Source organism: Nostoc sp. EspVER01, from assembly GCF_034530635.1.
Classification (GTDB): Bacteria; Cyanobacteriota; Cyanobacteriia; order Cyanobacteriales; family Nostocaceae; genus Nostoc.
On sequence record NZ_JAVRCS010000001.1, the window covers coordinates 398,774 to 415,573 of the forward strand.

The 16,800-nt window shown below is 44.1% G+C and carries 13 protein-coding genes; 6 read left to right on the forward strand and 7 right to left on the reverse strand.

Annotated elements, in window-relative coordinates; translation table 11 throughout:
- Nucleotides 1–168: 168 nt before the first annotated feature.
- From ruvB to RMX69_RS01640, 4 genes are all read left to right on the forward strand, one after another.
- Nucleotides 169–1,269 (forward strand): Holliday junction branch migration DNA helicase RuvB, encoded by a 1,101-nt coding sequence (gene ruvB, locus RMX69_RS01625; protein ID WP_322636274.1) that lies wholly within the window; start codon nucleotides 169–171, stop codon nucleotides 1,267–1,269.
- Between the two features lie 225 nt (nucleotides 1,270–1,494).
- The gene (locus RMX69_RS01630; RefSeq protein ID WP_322636275.1) at nucleotides 1,495–2,298 is read left to right on the forward strand and encodes a tetratricopeptide repeat protein; all 804 of its coding nucleotides are present in this window, start codon (nucleotides 1,495–1,497) and stop codon (nucleotides 2,296–2,298) included.
- Nucleotides 2,299–2,309: 11 nt separating this feature from the next.
- A complete protein-coding gene (locus tag RMX69_RS01635) occupies nucleotides 2,310–3,584 on the forward strand; it encodes a glycosyltransferase (protein WP_322636276.1) in 1,275 nt (424 codons plus the stop codon).
- Between the two features lie 86 nt (nucleotides 3,585–3,670).
- The gene (locus RMX69_RS01640) at nucleotides 3,671–4,927 is read left to right on the forward strand and encodes an alpha-1,2-fucosyltransferase (RefSeq protein WP_289799694.1); all 1,257 of its coding nucleotides are present in this window, start codon (nucleotides 3,671–3,673) and stop codon (nucleotides 4,925–4,927) included.
- Between the two features lie 202 nt (nucleotides 4,928–5,129).
- Here RMX69_RS01640 and RMX69_RS01645 read toward each other — a convergent pair whose 3' ends face one another.
- Complete coding sequence (locus tag RMX69_RS01645) at nucleotides 5,130–6,524, reverse strand: cytochrome P450 (RefSeq protein ID WP_289799693.1); 1,395 nt, start codon at nucleotides 6,522–6,524, stop codon at nucleotides 5,130–5,132.
- Nucleotides 6,525–6,782: 258 nt separating this feature from the next.
- Entirely contained in the window at nucleotides 6,783–7,589 is an 807-nt protein-coding gene (locus tag RMX69_RS01650; protein WP_289799692.1) for a TIGR01548 family HAD-type hydrolase, read from the reverse strand.
- Nucleotides 7,590–7,774: 185 nt separating this feature from the next.
- Between RMX69_RS01650 and RMX69_RS01655 the strand changes: the two genes are divergently transcribed.
- Nucleotides 7,775–8,074, forward strand: coding sequence for a 30S ribosomal protein PSRP-3 (locus RMX69_RS01655; protein ID WP_094333099.1), 300 nt, complete (start codon nucleotides 7,775–7,777; stop codon nucleotides 8,072–8,074).
- Between the two features lie 10 nt (nucleotides 8,075–8,084).
- Here RMX69_RS01655 and RMX69_RS01660 read toward each other — a convergent pair whose 3' ends face one another.
- From RMX69_RS01660 to atpD, 4 genes are all read right to left on the reverse strand, one after another.
- A complete protein-coding gene (locus RMX69_RS01660; RefSeq protein ID WP_289799691.1) occupies nucleotides 8,085–9,866 on the reverse strand; it encodes a serine/threonine-protein kinase in 1,782 nt (593 codons plus the stop codon).
- 404 nt (nucleotides 9,867–10,270) lie between these two features.
- On the reverse strand, nucleotides 10,271–12,376 hold the full coding sequence (locus RMX69_RS01665) for a flotillin family protein (RefSeq protein ID WP_322636278.1): 2,106 nt from the start codon (nucleotides 12,374–12,376) through the stop codon (nucleotides 10,271–10,273).
- 297 nt (nucleotides 12,377–12,673) lie between these two features.
- Complete coding sequence (gene atpC / locus RMX69_RS01670; RefSeq protein WP_194041858.1) at nucleotides 12,674–13,087, reverse strand: ATP synthase F1 subunit epsilon; 414 nt, start codon at nucleotides 13,085–13,087, stop codon at nucleotides 12,674–12,676.
- Nucleotides 13,088–13,219: 132 nt separating this feature from the next.
- Nucleotides 13,220–14,668 (reverse strand): F0F1 ATP synthase subunit beta, encoded by a 1,449-nt coding sequence (gene atpD, locus RMX69_RS01675; protein ID WP_322636279.1) that lies wholly within the window; start codon nucleotides 14,666–14,668, stop codon nucleotides 13,220–13,222.
- A gap of 568 nt (nucleotides 14,669–15,236) precedes the next feature.
- Here atpD and RMX69_RS01680 point away from each other — a divergent pair.
- Complete coding sequence (locus tag RMX69_RS01680; RefSeq protein ID WP_289799688.1) at nucleotides 15,237–16,061, forward strand: SirB1 family protein; 825 nt, start codon at nucleotides 15,237–15,239, stop codon at nucleotides 16,059–16,061.
- A gap of 165 nt (nucleotides 16,062–16,226) precedes the next feature.
- On the opposite strand, the gene RMX69_RS01685 is transcribed toward RMX69_RS01680, so the two are convergent.
- A complete protein-coding gene (locus RMX69_RS01685; RefSeq protein WP_289799687.1) occupies nucleotides 16,227–16,676 on the reverse strand; it encodes an SRPBCC family protein in 450 nt (149 codons plus the stop codon).
- Nucleotides 16,677–16,800: the final 124 nt, after the last annotated feature.

The window sequence follows — 16,800 nt, forward strand, 5'->3', positions numbered from 1 at the left end:
AAAATTTTCATGGGTATTGGGTATGGGGCAGGGAGGCAGAGGACAAGGGGACAAAGAGAATTGGGGACAAGGGTCTAACTTTTGTCACCCTGCCTCCCCTGCTCCCATGCCCCTCTGCCTCCCTGCCTCCCCCACTCCCTAGTCCCTTATAAAGTAGATAGCTGAATTATGGCGATAATCTCATCGAAAAAACAGCCTCCAGAACCCAACGGAGAACCAAAACAGCGTCGAGAGTCGGCGAAAGCACCATCCACAGAAAATATTTTGAAGCCTGAAGCTGCTATTGATGAGCAAGAACAGCAAGAAGAAGGTATTCGACCACACCGATTTGCTGATTACATTGGGCAAAAAGATTTAAAGGATGTGTTAGATATTGCCATCAAAGCAGCCAAGTCTCGTGGTGAGGTACTGGATCACTTGCTGCTGTATGGGCCGCCAGGATTGGGCAAAACCACAATGGCAATGATTTTAGCATCGGAAATGGGGGTAAATTACAAAATTACTAGTGCGCCAGCGCTAGAACGTCCACGGGATATTGTCGGGCTACTGGTGAACATGAAGCCAGGGGATATCTTATTTGTTGATGAGATTCATCGCCTCTCGCGGATGACGGAGGAAATTCTCTATCCAGCAATGGAAGATTATCGCTTAGATATTACTATTGGTAAGGGTTCCAGCGCTCGGATCAGAAGTTTGCCGCTATCAAAGTTTACCCTAGTAGGGGCTACAACCCGTGTCGGTGCTTTAACTTCACCACTTCGCGATCGCTTTGGTTTAATTCAAAAACTCCGATTTTACGAAGTTGACGAGCTGACTCAAATTGTACTGCGAACCGCTCAATTACTCAAAACCCCGATCACAGAAGATGGAGCCACAGAAATTGCCCGTCGTTCCCGCGGAACACCACGTATTGCTAATAGGTTACTAAAGCGTGTGCGTGATTATGCGGAAGTAAAAATATCTGGGGAAATTAATGAAACCATTGCATCCGAAGCATTGCAACTATTCCAAGTAGATCCTTGCGGTTTAGATTGGACAGACCGCCAAATGTTAAGTGTGATAATTGAACAATTTAACGGCGGGCCCGTAGGTTTAGAAACAATGGCAGCAGCCATAGGTGAAGATACTCAAACAATTGAAGAGGTGTACGAACCTTACCTCATGCAAATTGGGTATTTAACTCGGACTCATCGTGGAAGGATGGCGACTAAGGCAGCATATAAGCATTTGGGATTCACGCCGCCTAATGAACAGTTGTCATTATTGTAATTATGGGGGTTGGGCAAAACAGTGCTGAGTAATGAGTTAGGAGTAATGAGTTAAAAGTTAGGAGTTAAAAGTTAGGAGTTATTCTCCCTTCTGCCCCACTCAGCACTCTTGAGGGGCATTGGGCATTGGGCATTAGGCATTGATACTCGTAAATGAGCCTTTGAACTCCATTCCTCTGCCCCATACTCAATGACAAATGACAAAGAACAAATTAGGTAAACCTAGATGATTAAATTGATTGGTATTTTTCTCAGTCTGTTACTTGTGTTTGGCTGGGGTACTCCAGTTATGGCACAATCTCAGCCGCCCATTACTCAAGAACAGTTAAAACAAGGTGATGAGTGGGCAAATCAAGCGTTTATAGCGACGAATCAAGGTGACTTTGCTACGGCTGAAACTTACTGGACAAAGATTATTGAGCAATTTCCTACGAATGCCGGGGCGTGGAGTAACCGGGGAAATTCGCGGGTGAGTCAGAATAAATTGCCAGAGGCGTTGGCAGATTATAACAAAGCCATAGAACTAGCACCAAATGTCACCGATCCATATTTAAATCGGGGTGCGGCGTTGGAAGGGATGGGAAAATGGGATGATGCGATCGCAGATTATAATCATGTCTTAGAACTCGATCCTAACGATGCGATGGCATATAACAATCGCGGCAATGCCAAAACAGGTTTAGGAAAATGGTCAGATGCGATCGCAGACTATAAAAAATCTAATGAGATAGCCCCAAATTTTGCCTTCGCCCGTGCTAACTACGCCCTCGCTCTGTATGAAACTGGTCAAAAAGAGCAAGCAATCCGCGAAATGCGAAATATCGCCCGTAAATACTCCAAGTTTGCTGATGTGCGTGCCGCTCTCACAGCTGCATATTGGGTAAATGGAGAACAAGGTGAAGCCGAAAGCAACTGGGTAGCAGCTTATGGACTTGATAGCCGCTACAAGGATATCGACTGGGTAAAAAATATCCGCCGTTGGCCTCCCAGCCTAGTTACAGCTTTGGATAAGTTCTTGAAAATCAAGTAGAGGCGTTTATCATGACTCATTTTGGTATCATCTGTCCTGGTGCAGCAACCGGCCCCCTCAACACCATGCTTCCCTTGGGACAGGAACTTCAACGGCGTGGGCATCGCGTCACCTTCTTTGGCTCACTCGATACTCAATCTAAGGTACTGGCAGCAGGAATAGAATTCCAAGCAATTGGTGAAAAAGATTTTATTCCTGGCTCAACAGCAGAAACCTTTGCTAAATTGGGTCAACTGCGTGGATTGGCTGCGTTGCGATACACTATTGACCTGCTGAAGCGTGTTTCATCTGTGACACTCCAAGAGGCTCCAGCAGCAATTAAAGCAGCAGGCGTAGAAGCTTTGCTAGTAAACCAAAGTTCAGTAGAGGGAGGGACAATTGCCGAGTTTCTGAAAATTCCTTTTATTACTGTATGCAGCGCCGTGGTGCTGAATCGAGAACCTAGCATTCCTCCTTTTTTCACAACTTGGAACTATAACCCATCTGGGTGGGGACGCTTACGCAACCAAATGGGTTACACGTTACAGAATAACGTCGTCAAACCACTTCAAGATTTGATCAATGAATATCGTCGAGAGTGGAAATTACCCCTGTACTCTAGTCTTAAAGATAGTTACTCTCCACTGGCTCAAATAAGTAATGCACCTGCTGAGTTTGAATTTCCCAGAGAAGAATTACCTCCTTGGTTCCATTTCACGGGAAGCTATCATACTTCAGCCAGTCGAGCAACTGTTTCTTTCCCTTATGAAAAATTGACAGGGAAACCATTAATTTACGCTTCGATGGGAACATTGCAAAACCGTCTGATTTGGGTTTTTCAGACTATTGCTTCAGCTTGTGAAGATTTGGATGTTCAGTTAGTGATTTCTCTGGGAGGTTCTGCTAAACCAGAATCACTACCAGGCTTGGCAGGAAATCCTTTAGTAGTTGAGTATGCACCTCAATTAGAAGTACTGGAAAAAGCTACCCTCATGATTACTCATGCGGGAATGAATACAACAATGGAATGTCTCAAAAAAGGAGTGCCAATGGTGGCGATTCCAGTTGCTAATGACCAGCCAGGAGTAGCAGCGCGTATCGCTTGGACAGGGGCGGGTGAGCTTATCACTCTCAAAAAACTGAATGTTCCCAGATTGAAAAATGCTATTAAGCGGGTGTTGACAGAAGAATCTTATAAACAGAATGCTCTCAGATTACAAGCAGCTACTCTCGCGGCTGGGGGGGTAAATCGAGCGGCTGATATTATTGAGCAGGCCGTATCTACAGGTAAGCCTGTCTTGGCTTAAACAAAGTAATAACGATATTTCTCAGTTTTTATAGTAACTGTAGAATTTGGCGCTAAATAGTAGTTAGTAATACCTTAGAGAATGCAATGGAAAAATTGAAATATACCACTAAAAGCGAAACAGATAGGGTATTTAGCGTATTTGACACTTTCAAACAAGATGCTGAAGATACTAAAGACTCTCGTACAAATGATGTCATAAGTGCTAAAGAGCCAGTTCTAACAATGTCCTCTCTTGGACAGTTTGGGCGATTCGGTAATCAGCTATTCCAGTATGCTTTTCTGAGAATCTGTGCAAAAAAAAATGGAGCAAGAGTAGAGTCTCCTCCTTGGATTGGACAAACTCTCTTTGGTCATAAGGATGCCCCCATTTCCAAGCGCTTACCTCCTGCAATTGAGTCCTGCAATTTTAGAGAAAGTTTATTTGAGATTATTCCAGAATTTATCCCTTATCTTGAAAAACTTGCTGATGCGAAAAGTTCCTATGTGGGTTCAGAAGCTCTAGAAGAGGGTCTTGCTAACGTCGATATCTGGGGTTTCTTCCAATTACCAACCCATTTACTAGCGCCATACAAAGAATACTTTCGTTCGCTCTTCCAGCCCGTTCAGGAGCTAAAAATTCCGTTGGTCAATACTCTAAATATTCTCCGTTCTAAAGGTAAAACAATCATTGGAATTCACTTACGCCGAGGTGATTATATTGCAGAGGTTAGGGCTAGTTTTACGTTAGTATTTCCTGCAAAATGGTATTGTGAATGGCTAGATGAGATATGGGAAAACTTAGAAGAACCGATTCTCTTTCTTTGCAGCGATGATATCGACAGCATTCTTCCAGAATTTGAAAAATTTTCTCCTGTGACTTCGAGAGATTTGGATGTAAATTTGCCAGAAGAAATGAAAGAGTTAAATATAGAGTTCTACATAGACTTTTTCATGTTGAGCAACTGTGACATAGTATGTATTAGCAATAGCGTCTTTAGCTTTGCCGCTTGTATGCTTAACGAGGGTGGAGAAACTTTTATCCGTCCCCATTGGGATTTTTCTACAAAGTTCATAGCTTTTGATCCTTGGAATAGTGAACCACTGTTACGGTTAGGGGGTAAAGAACCTAAATTCTTCAAAAGTTTGGTTGATATTTTGTATGTTACATATATCACCCAAGGGATATGGATAATGCTCAAATCCATATTTATCTATGTTCCTAAGAGCCGGATCAAAGGGTTGCAACTTCGAGCATACTTGGGTTACCAAATCCAAGGTATTTTAGGTATAGTTAAGAGCTTATTGTATACATTAGGTTGGGATTCTTTATGGAAAAAACCGGGTTTACTTAGCTCTAAATAGTACAGTTTTTTGCTCATCTTTGAGAATTAATTAAGCTGCATTAAAAAGGGCTTATATGGATCACAGCAAGGTAGGCGAGGCAAGTCGAGCCATTGATATTATTGAACAACTCGTTACTATATAGGCAAACCTGTTTATCTAGTCAAACATAAAATGCTATGTGCGATCGCTCCCACCCCATGCCATCACATTCTCTCACTCTTCACGCTAAACTAGAACTTGTCTGCAAAACAGACTGATTTTGCTGGCGTTTCCCCTTTACCACCATCTTCACACCACCTGCTGGGCTAAATAGCAAACCCTTACGTACTGGTTGCACAGGTTTACTATCAGCCAGTTCCATCTTCCAGTGAGACAGCACTTTTGCCAACACCAATTTCATCTCAAACAAGGCAAATGCCATACCAATACAGCGACGGTTGCCGCCACCAAAGGGTAAATACTCATAAGGAGAAAATTGCCGTTCCAGAAAACGCTCTGGCTTAAATTGCTTCGACTCAGGATATAAATCTTCTCGATGATGGGTCAAATAAATAGAGGGATTGAGTAAAGTACCAGGTTCAAAGTTGTATTCTCCAATTTGTAGCGGTGATTTGACCACTCGATTTAGTGCCGATATCGCCACTGGGTAAAGGCGTAGGGTTTCAGAACAGACAGCATTCAAATAAGGCAATCGGAAAATAGCGTTTGGATCTGGTTGTTCACCCAACTTATCTAGTTCTTGCAGCAGTTTTTCACGCACCTGTGGTAGATGATGAATCCAGTACAGGGCCCATGATAAGGAAGTTGCAGTAGTTTCGTGACCCGCCACTAATAGCGTCATCAGTTCATCACGTAATTCCAAGTCTGTCATCGGCTCTCCCGCCTCATCACGAGCAGCCATCATCAAAGATAGAATATCAGTCCGAGATGGATCGGGTTGTGCTTTGCGTTCTTGAATCTGGGCGTAGATGAGTTGATCGATTTGCTGCCGTAAACGCAAGTATTTTCCCCAAGGACTCCACGCTCCTAAATCCCGTCGCATTGCTGGGAAAAGAAGCAGAATTGTTCTTAATATGGGGATTTTGGGATTTAGGATTGTAATTAGGAGTTCATTGAGTTTTTCATAACGTGGCCCATCTTCTAGACCAAATACAGCCTTCAAAATCACTTGGAAAGAGATTGCTTGCATAGAAGGCAGAACTGCAAAGGTTTCTCCAACCTGCCACTGATTAATCACTTGCTGAGTGATGTCGCGGATTAATTCACCATAAGCTAGCATTCGTTCCCCATGTAAGGGTGGTGTCAATAGCTTTCGTTGTCGCTGATGAGGCTTTCCTTCGAGCGCCAGTAGTGATTGGCGTCCTAATAAAGGCGATCTAATCCCTGCTGGCTCACCAGAGTCTAACTGTTTTGGATCTGTAGTAAAAATCTGCTGAATCGCCTGGGGATTGCTAATGAAAACTTGAGCAGGAGAATTTTGTCCTAGCTGAAGGGTGAAGATATCACCATAACGTTTAGCACAGTCTTCTAGGTATTCTAAAGGATTAGTCAGCCATTGATACGTCTGTACCCAAGGGTGAGTTTGAGGGCCGTTAGGCAGTTTAAGTGCAGACATTTTTATTAATCTCCCAATGATTAAAGCAAGATTGTTATCAGTCAGTCATTCATGCACCCGTAGCTTGATTAATCTTAGACCACAAATTGGGGAGATGAACTCACCAAAAACTTGGGTCTGAAGCCCCGTCCTTTGAAGACGAGCTTTTTATCATCGGTGACAGGACTTTAAATGAGTAATGAGTAATGAGTGGATGAAAAATGGGTATTTACTCATTACTCATTACTTATTACTTATTACTCCAGAATCACCGACCCTTCAGGGCAGTGAGTATGTCAACAATTTTTGAATCTGTCTTGGAGTCAATTCCTGCACATTACGCAAAACTACTGCTGCTCCTGCTGCTATTAGTGTCTCACTGTATGCATCACTACGCGCTGCTGTTTCCTGGACATGGGGCGGTAAAACGCCTACACCAATCCAAGGGCGAGAAGAATCTAGACTCCGCGCTTTCTCGACGGTATACATATCTGCTACCGTATCTCCCACATACACGATCGCTAATCTTTCCTCAATTCCATTATCTAACTCCCGAACTGTAGCGAAAAGTCCCGTAGGATCAGGTTTCCCCGGTGCATCTTCCATCGCAATCAACACTGGAGATGCCAAACCCAGCCGTTTTTCTAAGACGTAGTTCGCAGAAGCACGAGTTGCACCACTAAAAAATCCCCATGCAATCCCCGCTTCGGTAAGTTGCTCTAAATAGCTGGGTTGCAATAATAAAGGTTCATTACAGATATACCCAGTAAAATTATTTGGGTCAGGGCCGCGGTAACTGGATTGAAAAAAAGCAACGATCGCAGTGTAATCTAGTTGCAGTTGTTCACGGCTCTGTTTTTGGGTTTCAAAGTAGCGGTAAATTAATTCCTGTGATGCTTCCCAATCGTTATTCCACACGCCTTCAGACTTCAATTGGTCAATATCCAGTGGGGTTGGACGATATGCTTGGGTAGTAAAATATTCTACGGTATCTGCGATCGCCCGGCGATAGGAACCGCTAACATCGCGCACAACGCCATCAATATCGAAAACAACGATCGCTTTTGTAGAAGTGAGTTGAGTCATGGGGTAGGAAGCAAAAGAGTTTTAAATTATCATAATGTGCTTAGGCACTTGGTACTTAGCACGGGCTAAACGCCCCACTAACGCTAACAGCGCTCCTGAATGTTTGGTCATTTGATAGGGTATTGCGTTAAAATAAGCGATCGCTATCCTTGTTAAATAATGCCCGGAAATTCCCGGAGGTGTGATTGACCAAGTTTATTTTGAAAATTTTGTGGTTAGACGAGAACGTTGCTCTCGCAGTGGATCAAGTTGTAGGCAAAGGCACCAGTCCCTTGACTAAGTACTTTTTTTGGCCCAGAAATGATGCCTGGGAAGAGTTAAAAAAGGAATTAGAGTCCAAACATTGGATTACTGATCTGGATCGGGTTGAGTTGCTTAACAAAGCGACAGAAGTGATTAACTACTGGCAAGAGGAAGGCAGAAACCGTCCAATGGCAGAAGCTCAGTTGAAATTTCCAGAAGTTGCCTTTACAGGTAGCGCTTGATATTACAAAATTAGCTATTGTCCTGTTCTACAAGCTGCCACAGTTTGATAGTCTTGTCCCGGCTGCCGCTTGCAATTAATTGTGTAACTTTGCTCACAGCAACAGCAGATACTGTGTCTACATGACCAGAGAGAGTAACAATCTCTTCTGCTGTGCTTACCCTCCAAAGTTTAACTGTTTTGTCGCAACTTGCACTTAGGAGCGTTTCGCCATCGGCAGTAAAAGCCACAGCCACCACAGACCAAGAATGGCCTACAAGTGTGCAAATTAGCTGACCCGTGTTTACCTCCCATAACTTAATAGTGTTATCATCACTACCCGTCGCCAAAATTTTCCCATCGGGACTAAAAGCGACTGTCAAAACCGCCCATGCATGACCCGAAAGGGTGCTTAACAAGCTATAGCATGGGCGGTTTTGAAATTCTCTTGGGGAACCTTCTATCTGCCACAAGCGAATTGTTCTGTCATAACTAGCGCTAGCTAAAAGCTGTCCTTGGGGACTAAATGCTACTGAATTTACCTGTAATTGGTGTCCAGTTATGGTGCAAATTTCTGTGCCAGTATTGACATCCCAAAGTTTGATTGTCTTATCCCAGCTACCACTAGCGAGAATCTGCCCATCTGGACTAAAAGCAACTGATTTTACCGCGTGTGAGTGTCCCAAGAGGGTGCAGATTTCTTTTAATGTCTCAATCTGCCACAATTTAATAGTTTTATCATCGCTAGCAGTTGCCAGAATTTGACCATCAGGACTGAAGGCAACTGATTTTACAGCTTGGGAATGTCCTGATAAGCTAGCTAGGACTTTTTTATTATTTAAATCCCACAACTTGATGTTTTTGTCATCACTACCACTGGCTAAAGTGTGACTGTCTGGACTAATGGCAATGGTATTCACCCTACTCAACGCACCAGAATCTCCACTTAGAGTATGCAAGCATCGCCAAGGAGGAGTTGGTAATTTAAAATTTTGAGTTTTACATTCCATACCCATTGCTTGCATAACTTCATCAGCCGATTGAAAGCGACGGTTAACAGCGTTTTGCAGCAGCTTGTCGAGGATTTGGGACAAGCGTAGACTTTTTGAGTCTTGTCGCCAGACATCGCTAACTTTGGTAGTAAGATATTGTTGCCAGACCCAACAATCATTTGCAATATCATATAAATCAAAGGGAGAAATCTGGGTCAGTAAGTAAATACAAGTTACACCCAAGCTATATAAATCACTCGCAAAAACCGCTTTTCCTCTTGTTTGTTCTGGTGCAGCATATTCTGGACTGCCGATACTGGTTTCAGATGTTAAGCGATCGATTTCTGTAATAATTTTCGCAGTGCTAAAATCAACTATGAAAAAATCCCCCTTCTTGCTAATTGGGGATCTACGGATGATATTTTGGGGTTTGATATCGCGGTGGATAATCTTGCGATCGCTCATAAACTGCAAAACTGGCAACACATCTTCTAACAGTTGCCAAATCTGAGTTTCATTAAAAGCGCCTTCTTCTTCAACCACCTGAGCTAAATTAGTGCCTGCAATAAACTCCTGCACTAAATAAAAATGCCCGTTATGCTGAAAATAATTTAATAAAGCGGGAATTTGTGGATGCTTTCCTAATTCCTCTAGCTTGTGCGCCTTTTGCTGAAAATTTTTAAATGTTTCGGATTCCAGCAATAATTCTTGCACAACGCAAGGAATTGGAGGAAACTGGCCTTCATCTACAGCGAGGAAGGTTTTACAGAATCCCCCTTTACTAATCTGCTTGATTAAACGATAACGTTCTTGTAAAAGCAAAATTTCTCCGCCATATTTACAGGGTAGGCTTTCCGGCTTATATCATGTCCGCTTGATTGCTTATTAAACCCGAAGAACCCCACCCCGCCAAAGCTGTGCTTTGTCTCCCCTCCCCGCAGGCGGGGAGGGGGTTGGGGGTGGGGTTATTTTATTATGGGTAATTTGGCGGACATGATATTACCCCACAATAAAATATCGTTTTAAATTACGTTTATCGTAGTAGCAAGCGTTCTAGAGTTGCCCTCATCCCCTAACCCCTTCTCCCAACATGGGAGAAGGGGAATTGGAGAATTTGCTCCCCTCTCCCAATTTAGGGGCTGGGGCTGAGGGCAAAACTCATGCAGCCAAGAGTTTTAGCTTAAACACCAATGATGGCTGTGTGCGCCTACCAAATGTTCCTGATGTTACTTATCTTCAGGAAAATTCACAACTATAGGTGGATAACCGTTTTCTGAGGTTGGTTGTGCTTTAGTAACTACTGGTTGTGGATGCAAAGGTGTTGGTGTCAATTCACCCTTACCAGTTTGATTCCATAAAATCATCGATAGTAGCCCATCCACTAAGCCGTTATTGCTGCCATTACTGCCAACTAAGACATCTGGAATCAAACGGACATTGCGATCGCCTATAATCTGCATTAGTTGCATTGCTGTATAACCTTGTGGCCCCAAGGCTTCCACACCAGCACGGTAGGTTTCAGCTTTGGCGTTACCTGTGGCTCGGATACCTTCAGCCTCAGCAATTGCCCGCAGTTTTGTACCCTCAGCTTCACCGTTCGCCTGCTTAATTTGAGCTTGGGCTTTAAGGTCAGCTATATGCACACTCTGCTCTGATTTCACCATTTCTTGCTGAATATTAGCGAGTGCCGTCTCCCGAACAAGCTGCTGCCGTTGGGTTTGCGCCATTTGCTGGACTTCATAAGTCTTGCGTTCTTCTTCGGCAATTTTCCGGTCTGTCTGTGTCTGCATTAACGATGCTGGTGGCTGAATATCACCAATGAGGGTGTCGATCGCTTGCACGTCATAAGCCCGCAATGCTGTTTTAATATACTCAGCAGCCTCAGCTTGGCGTTCGCTCCGAGCGGTAAGAAAGTCTAGTACAGTATAGTCTTGGGCTGAGTTGCGGAAATAATTACCGATGGTCGGTTCTAATACATGGTCTACGAGATTTTGCATAGCACCAACACGAGAAATTACCTTCGGCGCATCTAAAGCACCCACATGGATAATTTGTGCTACTTCCAAATCAAAGGCAAACCCATCACGCGATCGCACCGTTAAAGAAGCCAGTTTAGCATCATAACTGTGGCGTTCAGTCCGACCTGACCAGTTTAAGACGATGTTGGTCGTTGGCACGAGTTCAATCTTCATAATTCGAGAATTAATCGGGTGCTTACCAGGATATAGCGGTTCGACCCACACACCTTTATGTCCTTGATTCACCAAATTACCGTGGGTGAAAGCTGCACCGCTGACATCTTGATGTGCCTTGCCCACGAAAGAAATCACCACACCTACATACCCAATGGGAATTTCCGTCATCGGCACTTGTTCAACCTGGACAAACCAAGGGTTCAAGTTCCAAGAACCAGAAAGCAATATCTGTTCTTGTAAACCTCGCCGCCCACCCCCATTAATAAATTTCTGACCATTTTGGAAGTTGTCGTGTCCGTCAATTATCGGGCCTGCGAGTTCACCAGCAGAAATTGGTATGCCATCTAAAGTAGTGACGATGCCAACTTTGTCAGATGCCAGACTATACACCCGCAACTGTTCTGGAGTCATGCCATGAGCGCTGGCATTTGATGCCATGATGACTTTAAACAAGGCGGTATTAATCCTGTACGTACCAGCCGTAAGAAAACCCATTTGCCGCCCTTTTTCGCCGCCTTGGGTGAGGAATTTTCGAGCATCTTGGAAGTTGTCACAACCCACGATTTTACCCAAAATCCGCTCTGGTGGGTTGGATGCGCCATCTGCTGCCACAATCAAAGCGATTTCCCCTTGGGGAACGACAATTACCGATTCTTTTTTTACAGAATACTGCCAAGGCCAATAGCCCCAATGCCAACCAGGAGCTAAAGTATCTGCCTGTAAGCCAGCTTCGCCGTTGAGGGCAATCAAACTACCGGCGGGGAGTCCACGCCCGGAAAGGGTAAATTTTCTAACTACAATGCCAACTTCCCGTTCGCCAATAACTACAAGCCCGCCAAAGAATAGGGGGACGAATATGACTAAACCGCCAACAAGTAGAATGGGAACCACTACAACTGGATCAAGTCCAGCAGCTTGATATTGAGTCCTGCTCGTTTGTAACTGGATAATATTTGGTGTGGTCTGATTTAGCTGGGCAGTCGCTGAAGTAATTTCTTTTGCAGTAGTTATTTTGACAGAAGTAGCATTGGCAGAGTGAACACTACCAGCAATTGCTAACGTTGCCACCACAGATGCTGCAAAACGAGCTACTTTATTTTGTTTACACGTACCAAGCAAAGATGAAATGCTTTTCATAATTTGTGCCCATTTGGGCAACTAATTAGTTAAGTTAACACTTCATCAAAGCTTGGCTCGATTTCTTAAACTTGGCGTAATTTTTTTAAAATTTAATAAACAAGGAGTCAGAATTCAGAATGGGCTACGCCCCGCTGCGCTAACAGAATTCAGAATTCTCTATCCGTGAAGGGATAGAGTTTTAGCATCCGTACAGAATTTATACTGAATTCTGGCTCCTGACTCCTGAGTTCTTCTGAATAAATATTTTGTAGGTTGAACATTGCCCAACCTACAAAGTGGAAATATAAAGTTAAATTAGACCGAACCGCCAGCAGCTTGAAACCGAGCGCGGGCGCGTTTGAAGGCTTGGGTTGCCTGAATTTGGGCTTGGCGATCGTCTGCGGAAACTTGACTTAGACGTGTTTCTGCTTGGTTATAAGCAGTACGAGCTTCATCAAGGTTAATTTTGTCGCCACGTTCAGCGCCGTTAACCAGAATTGTCACTTCATTTTCTTCGACTTCGGCAAAGCCACCCAAAAGAGCGATCGCTTCCCAATTCTGATTTTTAGCGCCACGAACTCGCATGACACCAGTATCTAGAGCGGTCAAAAGTGGTGCGTGTCCAGTTAGGATACCTAGTTGACCAGTAGTGCTAGGCAAAACGACTTCTTCAGCTGGAGCATCCCAGACTGTTTTATCTGGGGAAATTACACGAACGGTTAATGTCATTTGTCTTTTGTCCTTTGTCCTTCGTCCTTTGTCCTTTGTCTTTTGTAATTGCCATTAGTCATTAGCACTTGAACTAATGACTAATGACTAATGACCAATACTTCGGCTTCGCTCAGTACAAGTGACTAATGACTAACCTTTGATTTTTTCAGCTTTGGCGATCGCTTCGTTAATATCGCCAACCAAGTAGAAAGCCTGTTCTGGTAGAGCATCTAACTCACCAGACAGAATCTTTTGGAACCCTTTAATGGTGTCTTCCAACTTCACGTACTTACCAGGAGAACCGGTGAATACTTCTGCCACAAAGAACGGCTGAGACAAGAAACGCTCAACTTTCCGGGCCCGCGCGACAATGAGACGGTCTTCTTCAGACAATTCATCTAGACCAAGAATGGCGATAATGTCTTGGAGTTCTTTATAACGTTGCAGAGTTGATTGCACCGCCCGCGCCGTATTGTAGTGTTCGTCACCGACAATATTAGGTTGAAGCATGGTGGAAGTTGAACCAAGGGGGTCAACTGCGGGATAAATTCCCTTAGCTGCCAAACCACGAGATAGTACTGTTGTACCGTCTAAGTGGGCGAAGGTGGTAGCAGGTGCGGGGTCAGTGAGGTCATCCGCTGGTACGTACACTGCTTGAATGGAGGTAATCGAACCTTCTGTAGTCGAGGTAATTCGCTCTTGCAGTTCACCTACGTCGGTTCCCAATGTGGGCTGATATCCCACCGCTGAAGGCATCCGACCTAGTAGCGCTGATACTTCCGAACCTGCTTGGACAAACCGGAAAATGTTGTCAATAAACAACAGCACATCCTGCTTGTTCACATCACGGAAGTATTCTGCTACTGTCAATCCCGAAAGACCAACCCGCATTCTGGCTCCGGGTGGCTCGTTCATTTGACCGTAGACTAGAGCAATTTTTGATTCGTTGAGGTTGTCTTTGTTGATAACCCCAGATTCAATCATTTCATTGTAGAGGTCATTGCCTTCACGGGTACGTTCACCCACACCAGCAAAAACGGATACTCCACCGTGCTGAGTAGCGATGTTGTTGATCAACTCCATCATGATCACGGTCTTACCAACACCAGCACCGCCGAACAGACCAATCTTACCGCCGCGTCGATAGGGAGTCAGAAGGTCAACAACTTTAATCCCAGTCTCGAACACGGAAGGTTTGGTTTCCAGGTCGGTGAATTTGGGAGCAGAGCGGTGGATGGGTAAACTTGCCTCAGCATTTACAGGGCCTTTGTTGTCCACAGGTTCGCCAAGGACGTTAAAAATTCGACCTAAAGTGGCTTTACCAACTGGCACGTTAATGGGAGCGCCTGTATCGGTGACTTCAAAACCGCGCACTAAGCCTTCGGTGGAACTCATCGCAACAGTCCGCACTTGGTTGTCGCCCAGCAGTTGCTGTACTTCAACGGTGATGTTGATTTCCTGTCCAGCTTCGTTGGTGCCAACGATTTTCAAAGCGTTGTAGATTTGTGGCAATTTCCCGCCGGGAAATTTAACGTCTACAACTGGGCCAATGATTTGGGTAATGTAGCCAATGTTTGTTTTTTCTGCGGTTGTGACCATGCTGCGCCTAATGATTGAAGCTAGATTTCAGATAAGGTCGGAGAAGACATAAGAATAAGAAATGTCACCTTTCACTCTAGCACCGGACGGGGACATAACTCTCTTAGTAATTCCTTAAAAAGGTGTTTGGTGGCTATGGTTGTAGTCCCCATCTTGACTAGATTGACGGGATAGGCTCTAGTTTATCCCTAATCTCCTTTTTTAGATGCGATCGCCCCATATCTAACGCATGTAGCAAAAAGTACTGATGTCCTAGATTACTTAGATGTTTACACTTGCAGGCAAAAAGCTAGATATTTGATACCTAGCTTTTGCCTTGAAATAATTCATATTTGTATTACATCATGTGCCTTGCATGGGTACAGCCCATCGAAGACATCACCAACACAGCATTTGCTAAAAGTTAGTTAGTAATAGATATATAAAGCTATCCATAAACTACATTTCCAAAACTTCTGAATATCCATAAGATGAAGATAGATACAAAAAACAGCTTTTGGCCAAGCTGCGATGCCTGGGTTAGTCGTAGCTGCGGCTTCATCCTCACACTTACACCGAGCAACAGCTTATGAATTTCTCGTCAGCACGACAATATTTTTACCAAGAGATTCAGCAGTCTGACGAGCGCATTGATTTGGCAAAGGCAGCTTTGTATATTGCACAAGAAGAATATCCCAATCTAGATGCAGAAGAATATCTCAACGCCCTTGATACAATGGCTTGGGAACTTCAAGAACGCCTGCCTGATTCACGATATCCTTTGCGGATAGTTCAAAGTATTAATCAGTATCTCTACGATGATTTAAAATTTTCTGGTAATAAAATTGACTATTACGACCCGCGCAACAGCTTTTTCAATGATGTAATCGATCGCAGATTAGGGATTCCCATTACCTTAGCGTTGCTTTACCTGGAAGTTGCTCGACGGATTGATTTTCCGATGGTGGGTATAGGGATGCCAGGACATTTCCTGATCCGCCCAGATATTCCTGATATCGAGATTTTTGTGGATGCTTTCAATGGTGGTGAAATAATATTTGCCCAAGATTGCGAAGAACGCCTGTCTCAACTTTATCAGCAACCTGTGACGCTACAACCAGAATTTTTAGCTGTAGTTAGTAATCGGCAATTTTTGGCCCGGATGTTGACAAATTTAAAATTTATTTACCTTAAACAGCAAGAGTTAGAAAAAACGCTGGCAGCAGTTGAACGAATTTTGTTGCTGTTTCCTGGTTTAACTTTAGAATTGCGCGATCGCGGTTTGATCTACTATCAACTCGGTTATTATCCCCAAGCCGTAGACGATTTACAAAACTATTTAGCAAAAGTTCCAGATGCCGAGGATGCATCTGTGATTCGGCGGCTACTTACGGAATTGGGTAAAGAGAAGTAGGGCAGGGGAGCAGCACTTCTCTACGAGAGGCTTCGCCAACGGCTACGCTCAGTGACCAAGGAGCAGGGGAGCAGGGGAGAAGTTGCAGTAAGTTTTTCCCCTCTGTCCCTCTGCCTCTTCTGCCCAATTACGAATTACGAACTTGTATTGAGCGCAGCCGAAATATTACGAATTATTTTCTTCTTCTGCGACTCGTTTGAGGCGGCGCAGTTGGGCTTGCATATCTTCTTTCGTCCAAGATGCAGCAAAAGTGTTGAAGCCCCAACTAACTAAGGGGTTAGGGATATCGTACTCAAAGCGATTGAGTAAAAGCGTTCCCTTTTCTGTGGGTTGACATTCCCAGCGATCGCGCCCTTGAAAAAATCCCTGAAATTCCCAAACTACTAAACCCGGTTGTCGTTCTACAACTACGCTATTCAAAGTGGGTTTTATTAGAGGAATTTGAATAATAAAACGACTTTTACTGCCGACATCGGTACTCCAAGCTTCGCCCATAGGTTCGCAACGAAGAACGGGGTTGAGCCAACGGTGCATGAGAGCTAAATCGCTAAGACAGCGCTCCACCACCGTAGCTGTAGCATTAATTTGAATCGATTGTTCCAAAACTTGGGACATTCCACATCTTTGATGCTGTTGCTGCAATTAGAGTAACGCAAAATTCAGCGCAGTGGAAGATGAGGGAGCAAGGGAGCAGGGGAGAAGTTGCAGTAAGTTTTTCCCTCCGCATTTCTGCCCCTTA

Bases quoted from the DNA above. Each gene is read 5' to 3' on its own strand.
- ruvB (WP_322636274.1), top strand. From the start codon at position 169: ATGGCGATAATCTCATCGAAAAAACAGCCTCCAGAACCCAACGGAGAA.
- RMX69_RS01630 (WP_322636275.1), top strand. From the start codon at position 1,495: ATGATTAAATTGATTGGTATTTTTCTCAGTCTGTTACTTGTGTTTGGC.
- RMX69_RS01635 (WP_322636276.1), top strand. From the start codon at position 2,310: ATGACTCATTTTGGTATCATCTGTCCTGGTGCAGCAACCGGCCCCCTC.
- RMX69_RS01640 (WP_289799694.1), top strand. From the start codon at position 3,671: ATGGAAAAATTGAAATATACCACTAAAAGCGAAACAGATAGGGTATTT.
- RMX69_RS01645 (WP_289799693.1), bottom strand. From the start codon at position 6,524: ATGTCTGCACTTAAACTGCCTAACGGCCCTCAAACTCACCCTTGGGTA.
- RMX69_RS01650 (WP_289799692.1), bottom strand. From the start codon at position 7,589: ATGACTCAACTCACTTCTACAAAAGCGATCGTTGTTTTCGATATTGAT.
- RMX69_RS01665 (WP_322636278.1), bottom strand. From the start codon at position 12,376: ATGAAAAGCATTTCATCTTTGCTTGGTACGTGTAAACAAAATAAAGTA.
- atpC (WP_194041858.1), bottom strand. From the start codon at position 13,087: ATGACATTAACCGTTCGTGTAATTTCCCCAGATAAAACAGTCTGGGAT.
- atpD (WP_322636279.1), bottom strand. From the start codon at position 14,668: ATGGTCACAACCGCAGAAAAAACAAACATTGGCTACATTACCCAAATC.
- RMX69_RS01680 (WP_289799688.1), top strand. From the start codon at position 15,237: ATGAATTTCTCGTCAGCACGACAATATTTTTACCAAGAGATTCAGCAG.
- RMX69_RS01685 (WP_289799687.1), bottom strand. From the start codon at position 16,676: ATGTCCCAAGTTTTGGAACAATCGATTCAAATTAATGCTACAGCTACG.